The sequence below is a fragment of the Cryobacterium breve genome, from assembly GCF_027594785.1.
Lineage (GTDB): Bacteria > Actinomycetota > Actinomycetes > Actinomycetales > Microbacteriaceae > Cryobacterium > Cryobacterium breve_A.
Genome location: NZ_CP075584.1, coordinates 262531 through 278415, shown reverse-complemented (window position 1 = coordinate 278415; position 15885 = coordinate 262531). Strand labels below are relative to the sequence as shown.

At 65.0% G+C, this 15885-nt stretch carries 12 protein-coding genes; 7 read left to right on the top strand and 5 right to left on the bottom strand.

Annotation, left to right across the window (positions count from 1 at the left end; translation table 11 throughout):
- The first annotated feature begins 39 nt into the window (after positions 1–39).
- Entirely contained in the window at positions 40–1203 is a 1164-nt protein-coding gene (locus KIV56_RS01345; RefSeq protein ID WP_281534870.1) for a TIGR04053 family radical SAM/SPASM domain-containing protein, read from the top strand.
- Between the two features lie 139 nt (positions 1204–1342).
- On the opposite strand, the gene KIV56_RS01340 is transcribed toward KIV56_RS01345, so the two are convergent.
- Positions 1343–4003: a multicopper oxidase domain-containing protein gene (locus KIV56_RS01340; RefSeq protein WP_281534869.1), complete on the bottom strand. Its 2661-nt coding sequence runs from the start codon at positions 4001–4003 to the stop codon at positions 1343–1345.
- Positions 4000–5184, bottom strand: coding sequence for a hypothetical protein (locus tag KIV56_RS01335; protein ID WP_281534868.1), 1185 nt, complete (start codon positions 5182–5184; stop codon positions 4000–4002). Before KIV56_RS01335 ends, KIV56_RS01340 begins: the two co-directional genes overlap by 4 nt.
- 744 nt (positions 5185–5928) lie before the next feature.
- Between KIV56_RS01335 and speB the strand changes: the two genes are divergently transcribed.
- The 5 genes from speB to KIV56_RS01310 all read left to right on the top strand — a co-directional run bounded on the left by speB (position 5929) and on the right by KIV56_RS01310 (position 9197).
- Positions 5929–6900, top strand: coding sequence for an agmatinase (gene speB / locus KIV56_RS01330; RefSeq protein ID WP_281534867.1), 972 nt, complete (start codon positions 5929–5931; stop codon positions 6898–6900).
- A gap of 236 nt (positions 6901–7136) precedes the next feature.
- Entirely contained in the window at positions 7137–7703 is a 567-nt protein-coding gene (locus KIV56_RS01325; RefSeq protein ID WP_281534866.1) for an NAD-dependent epimerase/dehydratase family protein, read from the top strand.
- Positions 7651–8130, top strand: a complete 480-nt coding sequence (locus KIV56_RS01320) for a hypothetical protein (protein WP_281534865.1) — start codon at positions 7651–7653, stop codon at positions 8128–8130. The genes KIV56_RS01325 and KIV56_RS01320 overlap by 53 nt, the downstream gene beginning before the upstream one ends.
- A 73-nt stretch (positions 8131–8203) precedes the next feature.
- Positions 8204–8995 (top strand): AraC family transcriptional regulator ligand-binding domain-containing protein, encoded by a 792-nt coding sequence (locus KIV56_RS01315; RefSeq protein ID WP_281534864.1) that lies wholly within the window; start codon positions 8204–8206, stop codon positions 8993–8995.
- Positions 8985–9197 carry a helix-turn-helix domain-containing protein gene (locus KIV56_RS01310; protein ID WP_281534863.1) on the top strand — a complete coding sequence of 71 codons (213 nt, stop codon included), beginning with the start codon at positions 8985–8987 and terminating at the stop codon, positions 9195–9197. The genes KIV56_RS01315 and KIV56_RS01310 overlap by 11 nt, the downstream gene beginning before the upstream one ends.
- Positions 9198–9835: 638 nt before the next feature.
- Here KIV56_RS01310 and KIV56_RS01305 read toward each other — a convergent pair.
- The 3 genes from KIV56_RS01305 to KIV56_RS01295 all read right to left on the bottom strand — a co-directional run bounded on the left by KIV56_RS01305 (position 9836) and on the right by KIV56_RS01295 (position 14311).
- Positions 9836–11911, bottom strand: coding sequence for a transglycosylase domain-containing protein (locus tag KIV56_RS01305; protein ID WP_281534862.1), 2076 nt, complete (start codon positions 11909–11911; stop codon positions 9836–9838).
- A gap of 393 nt (positions 11912–12304) precedes the next feature.
- Positions 12305–12928: a class I SAM-dependent methyltransferase gene (locus KIV56_RS01300; protein WP_281534861.1), complete on the bottom strand. Its 624-nt coding sequence runs from the start codon at positions 12926–12928 to the stop codon at positions 12305–12307.
- A 270-nt stretch (positions 12929–13198) separates the two neighbouring features.
- Positions 13199–14311: a chloride channel protein gene (locus KIV56_RS01295; RefSeq protein WP_281534860.1), complete on the bottom strand. Its 1113-nt coding sequence runs from the start codon at positions 14309–14311 to the stop codon at positions 13199–13201.
- 236 nt (positions 14312–14547) lie between these two features.
- Here KIV56_RS01295 and lgt point away from each other — a divergent pair, with 236 nt between their 5' ends.
- Positions 14548–15504, top strand: a complete 957-nt coding sequence (gene lgt / locus KIV56_RS01290) for a prolipoprotein diacylglyceryl transferase (protein ID WP_281534859.1) — start codon at positions 14548–14550, stop codon at positions 15502–15504.
- The last annotated feature ends 381 nt before the right edge of the window (positions 15505–15885 follow it).

Genomic DNA, 15885 nt, shown 5'->3' with positions numbered 1-15885 from the left:
ACTGAGGTGCGCATTCGAGCGGGACCGGACCAGGATTTCATGACTGACACCGCAACGCGCGCAGTTCGGTACCTGCACCACGATGCCGGCGAGCGTCCCTTCATCGTGATCTGGGAGGTGACGCGGGCCTGCCAGCTCGTCTGCACGCATTGCCGTGCGGACGCCATTCGCACCCGCAATCCCTTCGAGCTGACCACCGACCAGGGCCGGAAGCTCCTGGACGATCTCGCGTCGTTCGGCACGCCCCGCCCGCTCGTCGTCCTCACCGGCGGCGACCCCTTCGAACGCCCCGACCTCCCCGAACTCGTGGCCCACGGAACGGGCCTGGGCCTCAGCATGGCCCTCTCGCCCTCCGTCACTCCGCACCTCACCCGGGAGGTGCTCGTCGAGCTGCACGAGGCCGGGGCGAAGGCGGTGTCGCTCTCCCTCGACGGGGCATCCGCGGCGACCCATGATGCCTTCCGCGGTGTCGACGGGGTCTTCGACGACACGATGGTCTCCGCACGGATGGTGCGCGACGTCGGCTACCGCCTGCAGATCAACACGACCGTCACCCGCGACACCGTGCACGAGCTTCCCGCCATTCTGAAGACGGTCCTCGAGCTCGGCACGACGCTGTGGAGCGTGTTCTTCCTCGTCCCGACCGGGCGCGGAAAGCTTCTCAACGCGCTGACCGCCGCCGAGGCCGAAGAGGTACTGCACTGGCTGCACGATGTCTCTGAACTCGTCGCGATCAAGACGACCGAGGCGCCGCACTTCCGCCGGATCGCGATCCAGCGCGCCGGTGTCGCCGATCTCGATGCGGCGTTCCCCGTCGGCCCGTTGCGTGCCCGGTTGCGGCGCGACACCGCGGAGCTCCTGACCGGGGACGAGCCCAGGCGCCGCGCCCCCCGCGCCCCGATCGACGTCAACTCGGGCCGTGGCTTCGCATTCGTCGACCACGTCGGCGCGGTCTACCCGAGCGGGTTCCTGCCCGTTTCGGTCGGTTCGGTGCGCAAGCAGCCGTTCCCCGAGATCTACCGGGAGGCGCGGCTACTCCAGAAGCTGCGCACCCCGGATTCCTTCGGCGGCCGGTGCGGCGTCTGCGAGTTCAGCACGGTCTGCGGCGGCTCCCGTTCGCACGCGTACGCGGTCACCGGCGATCCTCTCGCCGAGGATCCGAGCTGCGCATACCAGCCCGTCGCCCCCGTCCCGGTCCCCTGACCCATTCGACGGACTCCCTCGGCGCCAAGCTCTTCGTGGATCAGTTCACGAGCAGTAGAGGCGAGGACGGGCCCGCCGACTCCGGCGTGGCTCCCCGGGATTTTCGACACTCTATCTTCCCGGCGTTCTCGGACCGGGTTCACGGCGTGACGGCAAAGACCCCGCGGGCACCCTTCTCCGCGTCCGACATCACATGGCTGACGAACGGATAGTGCCCGGCCTCCGGAAAGCGGAGCTCGACGAAGCCGCCCTGCGCCGCGGCGAGGTCGAGCACCTGCGCCCCGCCCGTCCCGGTGCTGCCGCCGTCGCGGAGCAGATAGTCACCCTCCTTGAAGACTGAGTCGAACTGCCCGCCCACCACGTGGAAGGAACTGCCGACGTTGGGTCCGGCGTCCAGAACCCAGATGCGCACTGCCTCCCCCGCGCGCGCGGTGAGTGGCCGGTCCGCATACTGGTTGGCGTACCCGTTGAAGGCCAGCAGGTCGGGGAGCTGGGTCGCCACCCGCGCCGCGTCGACCTCCCCGCCCTCCGGCCCGAGGTAGAACTCGGACTGGACCAGAACGTACTCCGCGGAAACGGGCGCGAGCCCCGGCGGGTCGATGATCACCGCCCCGAACATGCCGTTCGCGATATGGGCGGACATCGGCATCGTCGAGCAGTGATAGAGCCAGATCCCCGACCGGGTCGCGGTGAAGCGGTAGGTCAGGCTCTCCCCCGGCATGATCGTGCGCATTGGCTTGTCGGGGGCGAGGGCGCCGGCATGGAAGTCGATCGAATGGTCGATGGTTCCGCCATTGACGAAGGTGATCTCGAAGACATCGCCGACGTGACCGTGCAGGGTCGGCCCCGGCGCTGTCCCGTTGTACGTCCACAGGGTCTGCCGGACTCCCGGCGAGACCTCCGTCTCGACGTTCTGAACGGTGAGCGTGAGCTTGTGCACGGTGTCGGCGGATGCCGGTGCGAGCCGGGCATCACGGGCGGCAAAGTCCGCCGCGGGTTGCTTCATCAGGTCCACGTCCTTTGCGGCGGATGGCGCACCACTCGCACCGGAATCTGCGCCCGTTCTCATGTCCATCCCGCCCATGCCTGTCGCGCTCGAGCCTGTCCCACTCGCGCCACCGGCCACCGTGACGGAGAAGACCATCCCGAGCTGTTTGTGGCCGGCGATCGAGCACCAGCCGGCGATCGCTACGCCGACGACGCCTGCCTCGATGACGGCCGTCGTCCCGGGGCTGACCGAACCGGAGGTGATGCCGGTGTCGAGGACCAGGTTGTGCACCCGGTCGTCGGCATTGGTGAGGTTGATGACGAGGGTGTCTCCGACGGGCACCGAGACGGAGTCGGGACTGAACCGCATCCCCGCCATGGTCACGTCGACCGTCGTGGTGTGCCCGGTCGCGGGGACCGAAACGACAGAGAGGCCGCCGGTCACGCCGAGGGCCGCCGGGTCCATCGCAACGCCGACCGTCACAGCGAGCAGCAGGGCACCGGCCGCGACGACGACGGAGCCGGTGCGCCTCGGACGCGACGGCGGCAGGGCGGGCTGCGCTGCGGGCGGCACGGCGGGACGAGAGCCCGGAACCGGGGCGGCGGCATCCGCCGGTCTGCGCAACATCCGGTTGGTCTTCAGCGCCCGAGTCATCAGCGCCAGGAAGGACGCGAGGGCGGCCACGACGAGGAGCGAAAGGGCGACCTTCACCAGGCTCGGGACCGGCAGGAGGTACAGCACGAGGCCGCCGTTCACGATGATGACGCGAAACAGTCCACCGCGCTCGAGTTCGCGGCTCGTGGCCTTGACGACCCGCGGGCCACCGCCGAGTACGACCGGCAGAAGATAGGTCAGCGCGCCGAGCAGAATCTGCGCGGCGAAGCCGACCAGGAAGGCCGGAACGAGCTGTTCGAGCCCGTCGGCAGCGGCGGTCCAGGTGGGGGCGACAGTGACGGAGACGGCGAATCCGAGGGTGCAGAGGCCGAACCAGGCCAGGGCGCTGCCGAGGCTCCACCCGGCGAAGGTCACGGCAGGCGCTGAACGACCCTGGCGGATGACGTCGGCGAACACCAGGTACAGCCCCGCGAGATAGGCCACTACGCCGAGACCGGCAATGACGCGTTCCCCGAGCAGGCAGCCGAGGCCGAGCACGGTGAGGCCCGCGAGGAAGAGGGGAAGGGTCCAGCGCGCTGCCGCGCGGGTGCCGTCGGTGACTCGCACGTGCAGGATGGTCGGCCAGAGCAGGGCGACTGTCCCGATCACGGTCAGGCCGGCCCAGCCGAGCAGGTTGAGTCCGATGTGGGCGATGAAGAGGCGCGCGTATGTGTCCTCCGAGTCGTCCATGCGCGCCATCAGGATTCCGAGGGTGACCCCGATGGCCAGGGCGGCGCCGGCCGCGACGTAGTAGCGGACGAGCGGTGCGAACCGGGAGGGCAGCGCGCCGCGGGACTGCACGGCGAGGATAGTCGCGTGCCCGAGCGCGTTCGCGCCGACGAGGATGCCGCCGACGAGGACGACCAGCCACCAGCCGCCGATCATGCCGGTGATCACGAGGATGGCTCCCACTGTGTGGGCCGCGAGGCGCCAGCCGAGTGAGACGCGACCGCCGGGAGCCGGGTGCCTGAGGAGGGTATCGGCGAAGTGCTGGCTCCAGATCAAGACCGCGCTGCTGACCGCGCCGAGGAGCAGCAGGTGCACCATGAGCCAGGGTGCGACCGGAAGGAACCGATGCACGATGACCACGACCAGGGTGAGGAAAAGCCACGCCGGCACCAGGATTCCGGTAATGATGTGCCACAGCCGGCGGGTCATCGGCGCGTTCCCAGTGATATCGTTGCGCGGCCGCGCGGAGAGGCCGTGCTCGACTCACGCCTGACGGGTTTCGGAGGCGCGCCCACAAAGACGGAGACGACGGAAACACCCACGAAGAGCAGTACGGCGACAATATTCGCGAAACCGCCCCACTGCACCAGAACATCTAGCCCTCTGGCGTCTCCGCCGACCACACGCACAAGCAGCGAAGCGTGCATGAGAACAACCGGCCCGTACATCAAAGGACGATAGGGCAGCGGCCGGCGTAGCACGGCAGGCAGGATTGTCGGCGCATGCGCCATGATCATGGAGATCACGAAGCCGAGGAAGACGGAGTGCACGACGGCGTCATACGCAGGGCCGACGTATCCGGGTCCCCACAGGATCCAGACCAGGCCGACGACACCCAGCCAGCCGTAGCCGGCGAGCAGGCACAGGGCCATGTAACGCGGCAGTCCCTTCGACCTGACAAGCCGCGTCGCCACGTCGTATCGCACGAGCCACGAGACGAGACCGAGCAGCGCGAAGCCAAGCACCGGATATCCCAGGACAGGCCACAGCAGTGCCAGCACGACGCCAGAGGCCAGGACCAGGGCTACCGCGAGCAGCCACCGCTCGGCCCGCTCGTCGACGGTTGGTGAGATCCGGGCGAGTTCGAGGCGTTCCCCTGCGATAGTCAGGACAAGGAAGAGTGTCATCGCCGGGATGAGTTGAGGCACCGGGACACGTCCCCACCAAAGAATTGTCGCGGCGAGGCCGAGCAACGCCCCGAGGGCCTGAACGGCGCTGGAGGTCGAGGGCTGCCGCGCCCAGATAGCCCGATAAATCGCGAGCAGCACGATCGATCCGGCCACGAGGGCGATCTGGCCGACAAAGAGCGGAATCGGAGAGACAAGCGCAATTCCGCCGCCGCCGAGGAGACCGGGAGACAGGAACGCCCAATTCCGACGGATGGCGACAGCGCGTTCGAGAACAACGACCGTTCCGACAAAGCCAAAGACCATGAGCGGGCCATGTACATCGGCGAGGCGGGCTGCGATCACCGGTGCCGGCAGGCCGAGCAGAATGAGTGCCCCGTCGAGTCCCGCAAGCAAGGCGACGCCACCGAGGAGGAGAAGTACGATCCGGCCGCCGCTTCGCCGGCTTGGCCGCGTCGGCAGGTAGTGGGACTTGGGCGACATCGTGGCACTCCTCGAGCGTGGCCGCTCATCAATTAATCCGATTGGGTCGATCCCGCGCGGCGCAATGTCGAGACCGCATCTGCCGTTGAATGGTGAGGTCCTCCGACCAGTCACCCGCTGCGGACGCTCCATCGTTGCCAGGAGCGGCAGTGAGTGGTGGGACGCAGTCAGATCAAGGGAAAATTCGGTCTGGATCGCTCCGGAGGCGCCGAAGATGGTTGCGTGGCGGATGGCGCACGGTATGACACGGCTGTCAACACGATGCCCTTACTGTCGACGTGGTTGCAGTTACACGTGTGCGCTGGACCCTACGCCTCGGCGGGATCGACGAGGGCGGCCTGGTTCCTGGGCGGTCAGGGCGATCGGTTCGACGGTCATATGGCTCTCCTGTGGACGGGACTCGGGTGATGATTCGATTTTAGTGCATTTCCGTCCGTTTTATTCGGTATCGATCTATATCGGTCACTTGATAGACCTTGACCCGGACGTTCACGACCGCTCGAGCCGGATCAGGAGGGGGGAAAAGGTACTCGTTGATTCCTTCGGCACCGCCCTCCCGCCTGCGGGAGGCGAAGAAACGCATCAAGCTGCTGGAACAGGAGAACGAAATCCTGCGCAGAGCGGCCGCGTATCTCTCAGGCGTCGCTCCCCCGCAGAGCATTGGCGCTCTACTCAACGGCGTCGAGACACGTGGCCTGGTGATCGAGCCGGCTCACGCGCCTTCTTATTGGTAGCGTCGTCCACATGTCTGACTCAGCGAAGAGCGATCCCATTGGCCAGCGCGACATCCCTGACTACCCGCGGTACGCGGGTCTCGCGACGTTCGCCCTCCTTCCGCGGATCGAAGACGTTCCACAGGCGGACGTGGCCGTACTGGGCATTCCGTTTGACGCCGGCACCAGTTTTCGGCCCGGCGCGCGCTTCGGACCGAACCACATTCGCGAAGCCTCCCGGCAACTTCACCCCTATCACCAGACTCACGATGTGTACCCATTCAAGGTGAATCAAGTCGTTGACGCCGGTGACCTCGGAGTCACCCCGTACAGCATCGAGGCGGCCGTGGCATCCATTGAGAAAGCGGCGGACGAGTACGCGGAACAAGGGATTCGACTGGTCACGCTGGGCGGAGACCACACGATCGCCCTGCCCTTGCTTCGGGCGGTCGCCAAGAAGAACGGGCCTGTCGGCGTCATCCACTTCGATGCCCACCTGGACACCTGGGACACGCATTTCGGAGCTCCGATCTGGCACGGGTCTCCGTTTCGACGCGCAGCCGAGGAAGGACTGCTCGATGTCGAAAGATGCATCCACGTTGGACTCCGGGGTGGTGTCTACGACAAGGACGAACTTGAAGCCGACGGAGTGCTGGGATTCCAAATCATCCGCGCTGACGACTACGAAACAGATGGAGCAGCGACGATCGTCGAGCGCATCCGCAATCGTGTCGAGGGTGGGCCGATCTACATCTCCATCGATATCGACGTCCTCGACCCGGCCCACGCGCCAGCCACCGGCACTCCGGAAGTCGCCGGACTCTCCACCCGAGAGTTATTCGCCACCCTTCGAGGGCTGACGGGCATCGGGATCCTGGGTGCCGACATCGTAGAAGTGGCGCCAGCCTACGACCACGCAGCGTTGACAGGGCTCGTAGCGGCGCACACCGCCTGGGAAGTGCTCTCACTCATGGCCTATGACAAAGAGCACTTCGGCCTCTAACAAACTGGCTCCGAAAACGTATGGCCACCGGGAATCGAACTCACAGAAGAATGGGGCAGCCGGTTAGCACCGTCCGAAGAGGTTCGCCTGTGCCACCGCTACCATTGTGACCTTTGCGCCGGCGGCGCGATTTGCCGCTGAAGTGGCGCGATCTGCCATTGATGCATTGTGCGAGAGCGGCCAGGCTGGTATTTCGTCGTCAACAGCGCCAGCACCCAGCAGAGGAAAGTTTGACTATGACCACCGTTCTTGTCACCGGAGCCTCTGCCTTCATCGCGAAGCACATCATCCGTGAACTACTAGAAAACGACTACACGGTTAAGGCGTCGGTTCGCTCGCCTCAAGGACGCCACCAGCTCGAAGTGCTTTTTCCGGATGCCCAACTCGGCTTTGTTACCTTGGACCTCCTGAAGGACGAGGGCTGGGCCGAGGCGTTTGAGGGTGTGGATGTGTTGATTCACACAGCCTCGTCCTTCCCGCAGGCCACACCCAAGGATCCTGAGGAGCTCATTCGGCCGGCCGTCGACGGAACCTTGCGTGCCCTCAAGGCCGCTCATTCGGCGGGCGTTCGACGTGTCGTGCTGACGTCAAGCTGCGCCGCGATCTACAAGGATGAAAACAAACCCAAGATGGCAATCTCAACCCGGGATAACTGGACCGATCCGTCGGGTCCTGACACCGCGGCATACGAGGCCTCCAAGACTCTTGCCGAACGAGCCTGCGTGGGACTTCGTTGCCCTGCACCCCGAAATGAAGCTCACCACAATCAATCCGGGCGGCGTATTCGGCCCGCCGATGGATGACCACTTCAGTACTTCACTGTTCTACATCGAAGAGTTTCTTTCGGGTCGAGTGCCCGCCGTGCCGCACATGAATGCCCCGGGCGTGGACGTTCGCGACGTTGCTCGCATGCACGTGCGGGCGATTGACAACGAAGCCACTGTTGGTCTTCGTTTCCCCGCCGTGGCCGGGGCCCACTATCTGGTCGACATCACCAGGGCGCTCAAGTTGGCCCACCCGGACCGCAGGATTCCCACCCGAGAATTACCCAGCTGGCTGATTCGGTTCATGAGCCAGTTCATCCCAGTGCTCCGAGCCGCGCGCAACGACCTGGGCCGTAATATGGCTGTCGTGGGAACAGATGCCCCGGAAGTCATGGGCTTCGAGTACATCCCCTTCCACGAGTCGGTGCGGGCGTCGGCCCAGTTCTTGGTCGAACGCGGCAAGTAGCGATTGACACTCTCAATTTGATCCCTTGGTCACAACCCGGTGATCACGGGGCGAACGAAGAAGGTTTGAGCGCATGAACGACGCAGAGAAATATCGGGTCAACCCCGGCCTCAAACTACTTCTCAGTGATGCCGGTATCAACCCCGACGACGTGCTGCGCCGAGCCATGCTCCCGCACGACCTGTTCGCCGGGGAGAAGGCCTGGCTTACCCCCGAGGAATTCTTTCGTCTGTGGGGGGCAATAGAAGACGAGGCGGATGATCCATTGCTGCCGATTCGCATCGGCCAGTCAATCTCGGTGGAGACGTTCGATCCTCTTGCCTTCGCTGCCCTGTGTAGCCGAGACCTCAACTCGGCAGCCCACCGGGTGGCAGGGTATAAGCGCATCGTAGGGCCGATGCGCTTGGTCGTCGAGACCACCCCGGCCGAGACCTCCATGGAACTGCAGTGGCCAGACTCGACCGTTGCGCCACCGTCCTTGGCGATGGTCGACCTGGTGTTCATCGTCGCGCTTGCTCGCATCGCGACGCGTTCGTCGATCCGGCCACTTAGGGTCTCGAGCCTCGTCCCTCCGGAGCACACCGACGAATATGCGGACTTTCTCGGCGTAGCCGTCTCACAGGGAATCTCCTACAAGGTCATTTTTTCTGCGGCGGATGCGGCCCGCCCCTTTCTGACTGTCAATGAGCCGATGTGGCAGACGTTCGAACCTCAATTGCGTCTTCGGCTCGCGGAGCCTGCAACCCGGCGCTTCCTCGGCGGAACGGGTGCGGTCCGCGCTCGTGGAACTGCTGCCGACTGGCGACGGTTCGATGATGGGAGTCGCCCGCGAGCTGTCGCTGAGTACTCGGAGCATGCAGCGTAAGTTGAAGGCAGAGGGTACAAGCTTCCAGGAGATCCTGCATCGCACGCGCGAGGCTCTCGCTCGGCACTACCTCTCACAGGAGGCCATGACCACCGGCGAGATCGCCTTCCTCCTTGGGTTCGACGACCCGCGTTCCTTCTACCGAGCCTTCCAGTCCTGGACTGGCCTAACTCCACGAAGCGCCGAGCTCGAGGCGGTCTGAGCCATTTGCCTGCGGGCTCTGCGCGGTCACTTCGCGAATGGTGAAGTGCTCGAAGAAGGGCAGCACGAGCACGCGCAGCTACCGCTTGTAGGTGCCCTTGGTCCGTGGGCACGGTCCACGTCGAGCATCACGTCCTCGAGCCAGGCCTCGGAAAGCATCGGGAAGGGCGAGCCCGCGTTCAGCGAGTCACCGACCCCGTCGAGTCCTCTTCACTATTTACTCAAGTCTCGCGAGAAACGACCGAACTAAAAATCTTGGTCAAAAGACACTTTTTGGTAGGGCGGCCGGGACTTGCACCGGGGACCGACGGATTTAGCCTGAGGGGGCTTCCTCCACTCGCCTCACCTCGATAGACCTCGACATGCCTCGACCTGACCGGGAATTCCTTGTTCTGTTTGCTTCCAAACGAGCGTCGACCGTATGGCCGGTGAGGGCGCGGCTGATGTGGAATCGAGCTTGGCGGACGTCGACGATGTCGTTCAGGGCGACCCTGGTACGGTGCACGCTTAGGCCCGCGGCAGGTTCGGCGATCATGCTGACCAATTAGAGGGCGAGGAGCCTCGCGAGCCAAACCGATTCACCAATCCATTTGTCGGCAATGTAAAGAACAAGGTAGACGGGGTCGGCCTGCATGACATTCAGCGTCCGCCGACCGCCACGGAGAAGGCGTCTCCCCCGTACTTTGCGTTAGCAACGCTCATGATGGCCGGCCACATCCGGTGTCGGGCGGTAGCGGCTTGCTGGCCGTTGAAGTAAGTGGTGCGCTGGTCCTTGTCACCAGTGACGCTCATCACGCCGACGACGGTGGCGACCTTGCTGCTCGCTCCGCCCATCCAGGTGTCCTTGTTGCCGTCTGTGGTTCCAGTCTTGCCGATCATCGGTACCTTCGGGCTCGTGGCGCCATAGGACTGCGTCGCGGTTCCCCTCGTCATGACCTGTTGCATCGCGGTCGCCATTCCTGCCGCGATCGTGGGGTCAACCGACTGGTGACAATCGCTAGCCGGCACCGGGAGGGCCGTTCCATCGGATCCGGTGATGTGGTCGATCACGATCGGGCTGCAGGTGGTGCCCTTGTTGGCGATGCCCGCGAAGGCGACCGCCATGCTCAGCGGCGCGACCTCATTGGTGCCGAGCACCGCGGAGGCACCCTGCTCGAGCGGGGCGCCGTCGGCGCGGGTCACGTCGAATGCTTCGGCGGTCTTGCGGATGGCGCACAGGTCGAGTTTCTTCGCCATGCCGATGAAGCCGGTGTTGATCGAGTTGATCGTGGACTCAAGGGCACTGTAGTTCGAGCCGGTTTCGGACGATGAGTCGTTCTTGGGGTTGTAGCCGGGGAAGCTCACGGTGCCGCCGGCCGCACAGCTGTCGCGGAAGGTGCCCCAGTTGGACTTGATGCGAGAGTCGACCCGCTCATTGAGGGAATGCCCCTCGGTGAGCCACTCGGCGAGGGTGAACAGCTTGTACATGGATCCGGGCTGGAACCCGCTGGACCCGCCCTGGTCGATGTTGGTGTTGTAGTTGATACCGGTGTAATTCGCTCCGGTCGCCTGGACGGCCGGGTCCTGGCTGTAGTCCTTGTTCTGCGCCATGGCGAGCACCTTCCCGGTACCGACGCCGACGCTCACGGCCACGCCGCCGACGTCCCAGCCGGGGAACGTCGAGGGTACGTTGGCCTTGACGGTGGCCTCTGCCGCCTGCTGCAGGTCGAGGTCGAGAGTCGTATAGACGTTGTAGCCCCCGCGTCGGAAGCTCGCCATCCGGGTGGTGTCGTCAGCGCCGAAGACTGGGTTGTTCTGCAGGGTGTTCACGACGAGGTCGCAGAAGTACGCGCTGCCGCCGGCGGTCTGGCAGCCGGTCGACGGCACGTGGATGCTCGGTTCGATCGGGGCGGCGATCGCGGCGTCGTGGTCGGCCTGGTTGATCTTGCCGTACTTGAGCATCTCGCCGAGGATGTAGTCGCGGCGGTCCTTGTTCGCGGCGTAGCCGTTCGCTGCACCGTTGGTCGCGCTGTCGGGCTGGTCGAGCTGGAACTTGACCGGGTTGTTCACGATCGCCACGAGGCTCGCCGCCTGCGGCAGAGTCAGCGTCGCGGCGGTCGCACCGAAGTAGTACTCCGCCGCGGACTCGATGCCGTAGACCGTGCCGCCGAAGCCGGTGATGTTCAGGTACGAGCGGAGGATGTCGTCCTTGCCGTACTTTTTCTCAACGCCGATCGCGAGGCGCATCTCCTTGAGCTTGCGGTCGGGAGTGGTTGCGGTCGCCGTGTCATAGCAGTCCGACCTCTTTTTGGCATCTGTGAGGACTTCGCACTCTTGCACGAGGACGTTCTTGACGTATTGCTGTGTGATCGACGATCCACCGCGGGCGGTTCCACTCGCGATGGTCGTGACGAGCCCGGTCACGGTGCCTTGAAGGTCGACGCCGCCGTGCTCGTAGAAGCGGGGGTCTTCACCGGAGGTCGCGGCGTCTTTCACGAACTGGTTGATCGCATCCGAGGCGACCTCGACCCGGTTCTGGTCGTAGAACGAGGCCAGAAGCGTCGCGGTTCCGTCGGCGCGCGTCGCGTAGATGTTGCTCTTCTGCGAGAGCTGGTCGATCTTGAGATTGTCGGGGAGGTTCTCGAAGACGTTGATCGTGTCCGTCGCTGCCACACCCGATAGAGCGAGAGCGGGAGTGACCGCGGCCGTCACGAGAACACCGGCGATGGCACTCATCGCAACGAATCCGAGAAGGCCGCCCAGGGTACCGCGAGACTTTCCAGTTGTTGCACGCATATTGGGTACCTTACGGACCAGATCTGGGATGACATGGAGATCTTGTGCGGTGAGGTGCCCTGAAAATGAGGGTTCCCTCAAAATGGAGGTCTATTTCAGCTCATGGCAGCCGTTGCCGGGATAGTGCTCAGCGCCGGCTTCCGCACGGCCGATCCACGGCTCGTCGATAGTGCAAAATCACGGTGATTTTCGCGAAGTGTGGGCACGATGTCGGCACGCGACAATCCGCTGCGACCCGGCGACGACACGCGGGACGAAATGGTCGCGCCGACGGTCCGAGTTCAGGACGTGAAGGCCTTCCTTAAGACCCCCAGGGGTAAATGGCCGAGGGTTTCAGCCGATGGCAACCAAGACCGTATCGAGGGCTACTCCGCCGGCATGATCAGCCGGGGACTCGGGATCGGTGGCCAGGTCGCGGCTGACAGTCTCGCAGCGCAGGATCCGTTCTTGTCCCACGATCGAGGATAGGAGTTCGGGCGTATAGAGAATGTCGGGATTGCCTGGGCCGGGGCCTCCTGCGTTTATGTTGCCTCGGTCGTGACCGAGGACAAGGAGGTGCCCGCCCGGAGCGAGCCAGCCAAGCGCCCTGGCCAATACGATTCGGAACAGTTCCTCCGGCAGGTGAAGGTACATTACCGTGACCAGGTCAAAGCGTTCCTCGGTTTGCCAGGTCGTGGCATCCGCGACCAGCCAGTCCACATCGACGCCGGCCGCCCGCGCGTGCTCCCGGGCCTGGGCGATTGCCTCGGCGGAGAAGTCAAGCCCGGTTACGTGCCAGCCGCGGTTGGCCAGCCAGATCGCGTTACGGCCGTCGCCTGAGGCCAGGTCGAGGGCACGCCCAGGGGTCCAGGGCGCAACAATGTCCTGCACGAGCTTCGCCGGCATGGCCGACCAGAGCCGGGCGTGGTCGCCGTCCTGTGCCTGCCGGTAACGGCTATCCCACTCGTTCGCGTCCATTGGGGAGTCCCTTCGATCAATCCGGCTTCCGGCGCGGCAATTTTCGCACGGTTCGCTGCCGGGGACTGAGCGACGCACGCGCTTACCCGTCCTAAATGCCGCGAGCCACTGACCGGACTCCATCGGCACATAGTCCGCGTCAGTCGATGCCGAGGAACCGTCTCCGCCCGAGGAGGTATTCCACGACGACAGCACCCGCAACCGCAAGCGTCATGGGGATCAGCAGCGCCGGCCCCTGCCCGGTGAATTCGAGCACCAGGACCACAGCGGTCAGGGGGCGCGCATGGCACCTCCGAGAAAGGCCGCTGCGCCGACGAGGGCGAAGGCCGCCGCCGGGGTCCCGGGCCACAACACGTCCCAGAGTCCTCCGGTCACGATGCCGAACGCGGCGCCAATTGCGAGGGAGGGCGTCAGCGTTCCTCCGGCAGCACCGCTCCCGATCGTGCCGATCGTGGCCCCCACCTTGGCGACGAGCAGCACCGCCACCAGCCCGATCGGCAGGATTGCGTCGAATGCGGTCTGGCCGAGTGATCGCCCATTGCCAAGGATTTCCGGGAGAACGAGCGACAACAGTCCAATGGCCGCGAACACCAGCGGCATGACGACAAGAATCCTCCAGCCCTGCGGACGCCGCTTTTCAGACCAGGCGGCCAGGCGCACGAAACCGACGGCAGCGATTCCGATCACGGGCCCGGCAAGAAGGGACCACACCATCAGGGAAGCTGTTTGGGTGAACTGCGGCACGGAATACAGCGGGGTCGTGGGCACAACGATTTGGGCGACCAATGTTGCGATCGCGGACGTGGCCAGGGCCGGCAAGACGGTGGCGAGACTGACCTCGGCGAGCAGGATCTCGACGGTGAAGAGCGCTCCCCCGAGCGGGACATTGTAGACGGCGGCGAGCCCTGCGCCTGCGCCGCACGCGACGAGGACACGACGTTCGCGGGCATTGATGCCGGCCTTCTCACTGAGCCAGCCCGCACACAGTGCACCCAGCTCGCGGGGGGCCATTTCACGGCCGATGGATGCACCCAGGCCCACGATCACGATCTGCAGCGCCGAGTTGGCCAGGGTCGCGAGCACGGGCATCCGCTCGCCCGCGACGCTTCGATCCACCGCGACGATGGGTCTCCCCCATCGGCGGAGCGCCCACCAGCCCAGTGCACCGATCACGCCCGCGACGAATAGGGCGATCACGCGTGTTTGCGGTGAGGAGTGGGCCAGGCCGTCGAGGTAGGTGCCTTCCGAATAGCCGTAGGCGAGGTGCTGGATCGTTCGAAGGAGCACGCTGACCGCGAGGCCGCCGATTCCTGCCCCGATGCCGACGAGCGCCGTGACCACGACGATTCGGGCGACCCACGACGGAGTAACCGAATTCGACACGGGTCTCACGTTTCGATCGTAGCGTTCGGGATCGCCCCGCTGGGTGGGCCGGTCGTCCAGCGGTCGCAACTTTATGAGAACCCTCCCAGCATCCGCTCTCGAGGGCTGCGCTGGTGGGGTGATTCAAGCGGGCCAGCATAAGCTTTTGGCGGTTCGAGACATCGGACTTCTCCGGGACCTCTGGGAGACCTTCGTCTGCCAGCTGCGCACATGCGCACGATCGAAAGGTGAACGCGGTGGTTCACGCCAGCATTCCGAGCCCATCCATCAGCTATTTCGATCTGGGGCCCCTGCGTGTGCATTTCTATGCGCTGTGCATCCTGACCGGAATCGTCATCGCCGTCTGGTTGTCCTCGGCCCGGTTGACGGCCCGTGGCGGCAAGCCGGGCATGGTGATGGACATCGCCATGTGGACGGTCCCGATCGGAATCGTCGGTGGTCGCCTCTACCACGTCGTCACTCATCCCACCGATTACTTCTTCCCCGGCGCGGACCTGTGGAAGGTGCTGTTCGTCTGGGAGGGCGGACTCGCGATCTTCGGTTCGATCCTGTTCGGCAGTATCGGAGCCTATATTGGCTGCCGCCGGGCGGGAATCAGATTCTTCTCGTTCGCGGACGCGCTCGCTCCCGGCCTGCTCCTCGCTCAGGCGTTCGGCCGTTTCGGGAACTACTTCAACCATGAGCTTTATGGTGGCCCGACGACCCTCCCCTGGGGACTCGAGATCGAGTCGACGAACCCGGCCTTCCCTGCCGGGTTGCCGGCCGGGACACTCTTCCAGCCGCTCTTCCTCTACGAGATGATCTGGAACACGATCGGTGTCGTGCTGATCATCGTCGTGCTCGAGCGCCGCTTCAACCTCCGCTGGGGCAAGGCCCTCGGCTTCTACCTGCTCTGGTACGGCGTCGGACGGGCGTTCCTCGAGTCGCTCCGTCTGGACCCGACCGAGTATTTCCTGTTCGGCCTCAAGATCAACGTGGACATCGCGCTCCTCGCCGCCATCGCCGGGATCGTCCTCATCCTCGTCCAGACCCGACGCCACCCCGGACCGGAACTGTCGATCTATCGGAATCCGGAGGAGCCCGCGATCGACGACCTGCCCGCGACGGATGCCTCGTCCGGCTCAGACGCGGATGTACGCCCAGCCCTCGAACTGCCGAACGGTCAGATGAGCGACAGCCGCAGGGACGACTGACACACTCGGCAGCAGATCAGCAGCATCCAGCCCGACAGACCGGCTCCGTGTCGTCGGCTGTCCCGGCCTCCGTCACGGACGGCCGCCGGCTCTCGGGAACAACGGGCGGCACGTGGTGCATACTTCGCCATCCTCGGTGCCATCGATGTCGCCTGGCGCACCTGACCGGCGCTGGCTACGTGTTGCCTTGTGTTCGCTGTTCAGCCGGGCCAGCAAAGCCCACACCAACACCGCGATCGCCGCGACGCCGACGACAGGACGAATGCCCGGCTCGAGCAGAGGCACGGCGGTGCGCAGATCGGTCGACAGATAGAGCGAGATCAGGCCGAGCGCCGGCCAGCGCAGGTCACACAGGGTGGCATCCGCACCGATGGGCGCATC

Bases quoted from the DNA above. Each gene is read 5' to 3' on its own strand.
- KIV56_RS01345 (WP_281534870.1), top strand. From the start codon at position 40: ATGACTGACACCGCAACGCGCGCAGTTCGGTACCTGCACCACGATGCC.
- KIV56_RS01340 (WP_281534869.1), bottom strand. From the start codon at position 4,003: ATGACCCGCCGGCTGTGGCACATCATTACCGGAATCCTGGTGCCGGCG.
- KIV56_RS01335 (WP_281534868.1), bottom strand. From the start codon at position 5,184: ATGTCGCCCAAGTCCCACTACCTGCCGACGCGGCCAAGCCGGCGAAGC.
- speB (WP_281534867.1), top strand. From the start codon at position 5,929: ATGTCTGACTCAGCGAAGAGCGATCCCATTGGCCAGCGCGACATCCCT.
- KIV56_RS01325 (WP_281534866.1), top strand. From the start codon at position 7,137: ATGACCACCGTTCTTGTCACCGGAGCCTCTGCCTTCATCGCGAAGCAC.
- KIV56_RS01320 (WP_281534865.1), top strand. From the start codon at position 7,651: ATGAAGCTCACCACAATCAATCCGGGCGGCGTATTCGGCCCGCCGATG.
- KIV56_RS01315 (WP_281534864.1), top strand. From the start codon at position 8,204: ATGAACGACGCAGAGAAATATCGGGTCAACCCCGGCCTCAAACTACTT.
- KIV56_RS01310 (WP_281534863.1), top strand. From the start codon at position 8,985: ATGCAGCGTAAGTTGAAGGCAGAGGGTACAAGCTTCCAGGAGATCCTG.
- KIV56_RS01305 (WP_281534862.1), bottom strand. From the start codon at position 11,911: ATGAGTGCCATCGCCGGTGTTCTCGTGACGGCCGCGGTCACTCCCGCT.
- KIV56_RS01300 (WP_281534861.1), bottom strand. From the start codon at position 12,928: ATGGACGCGAACGAGTGGGATAGCCGTTACCGGCAGGCACAGGACGGC.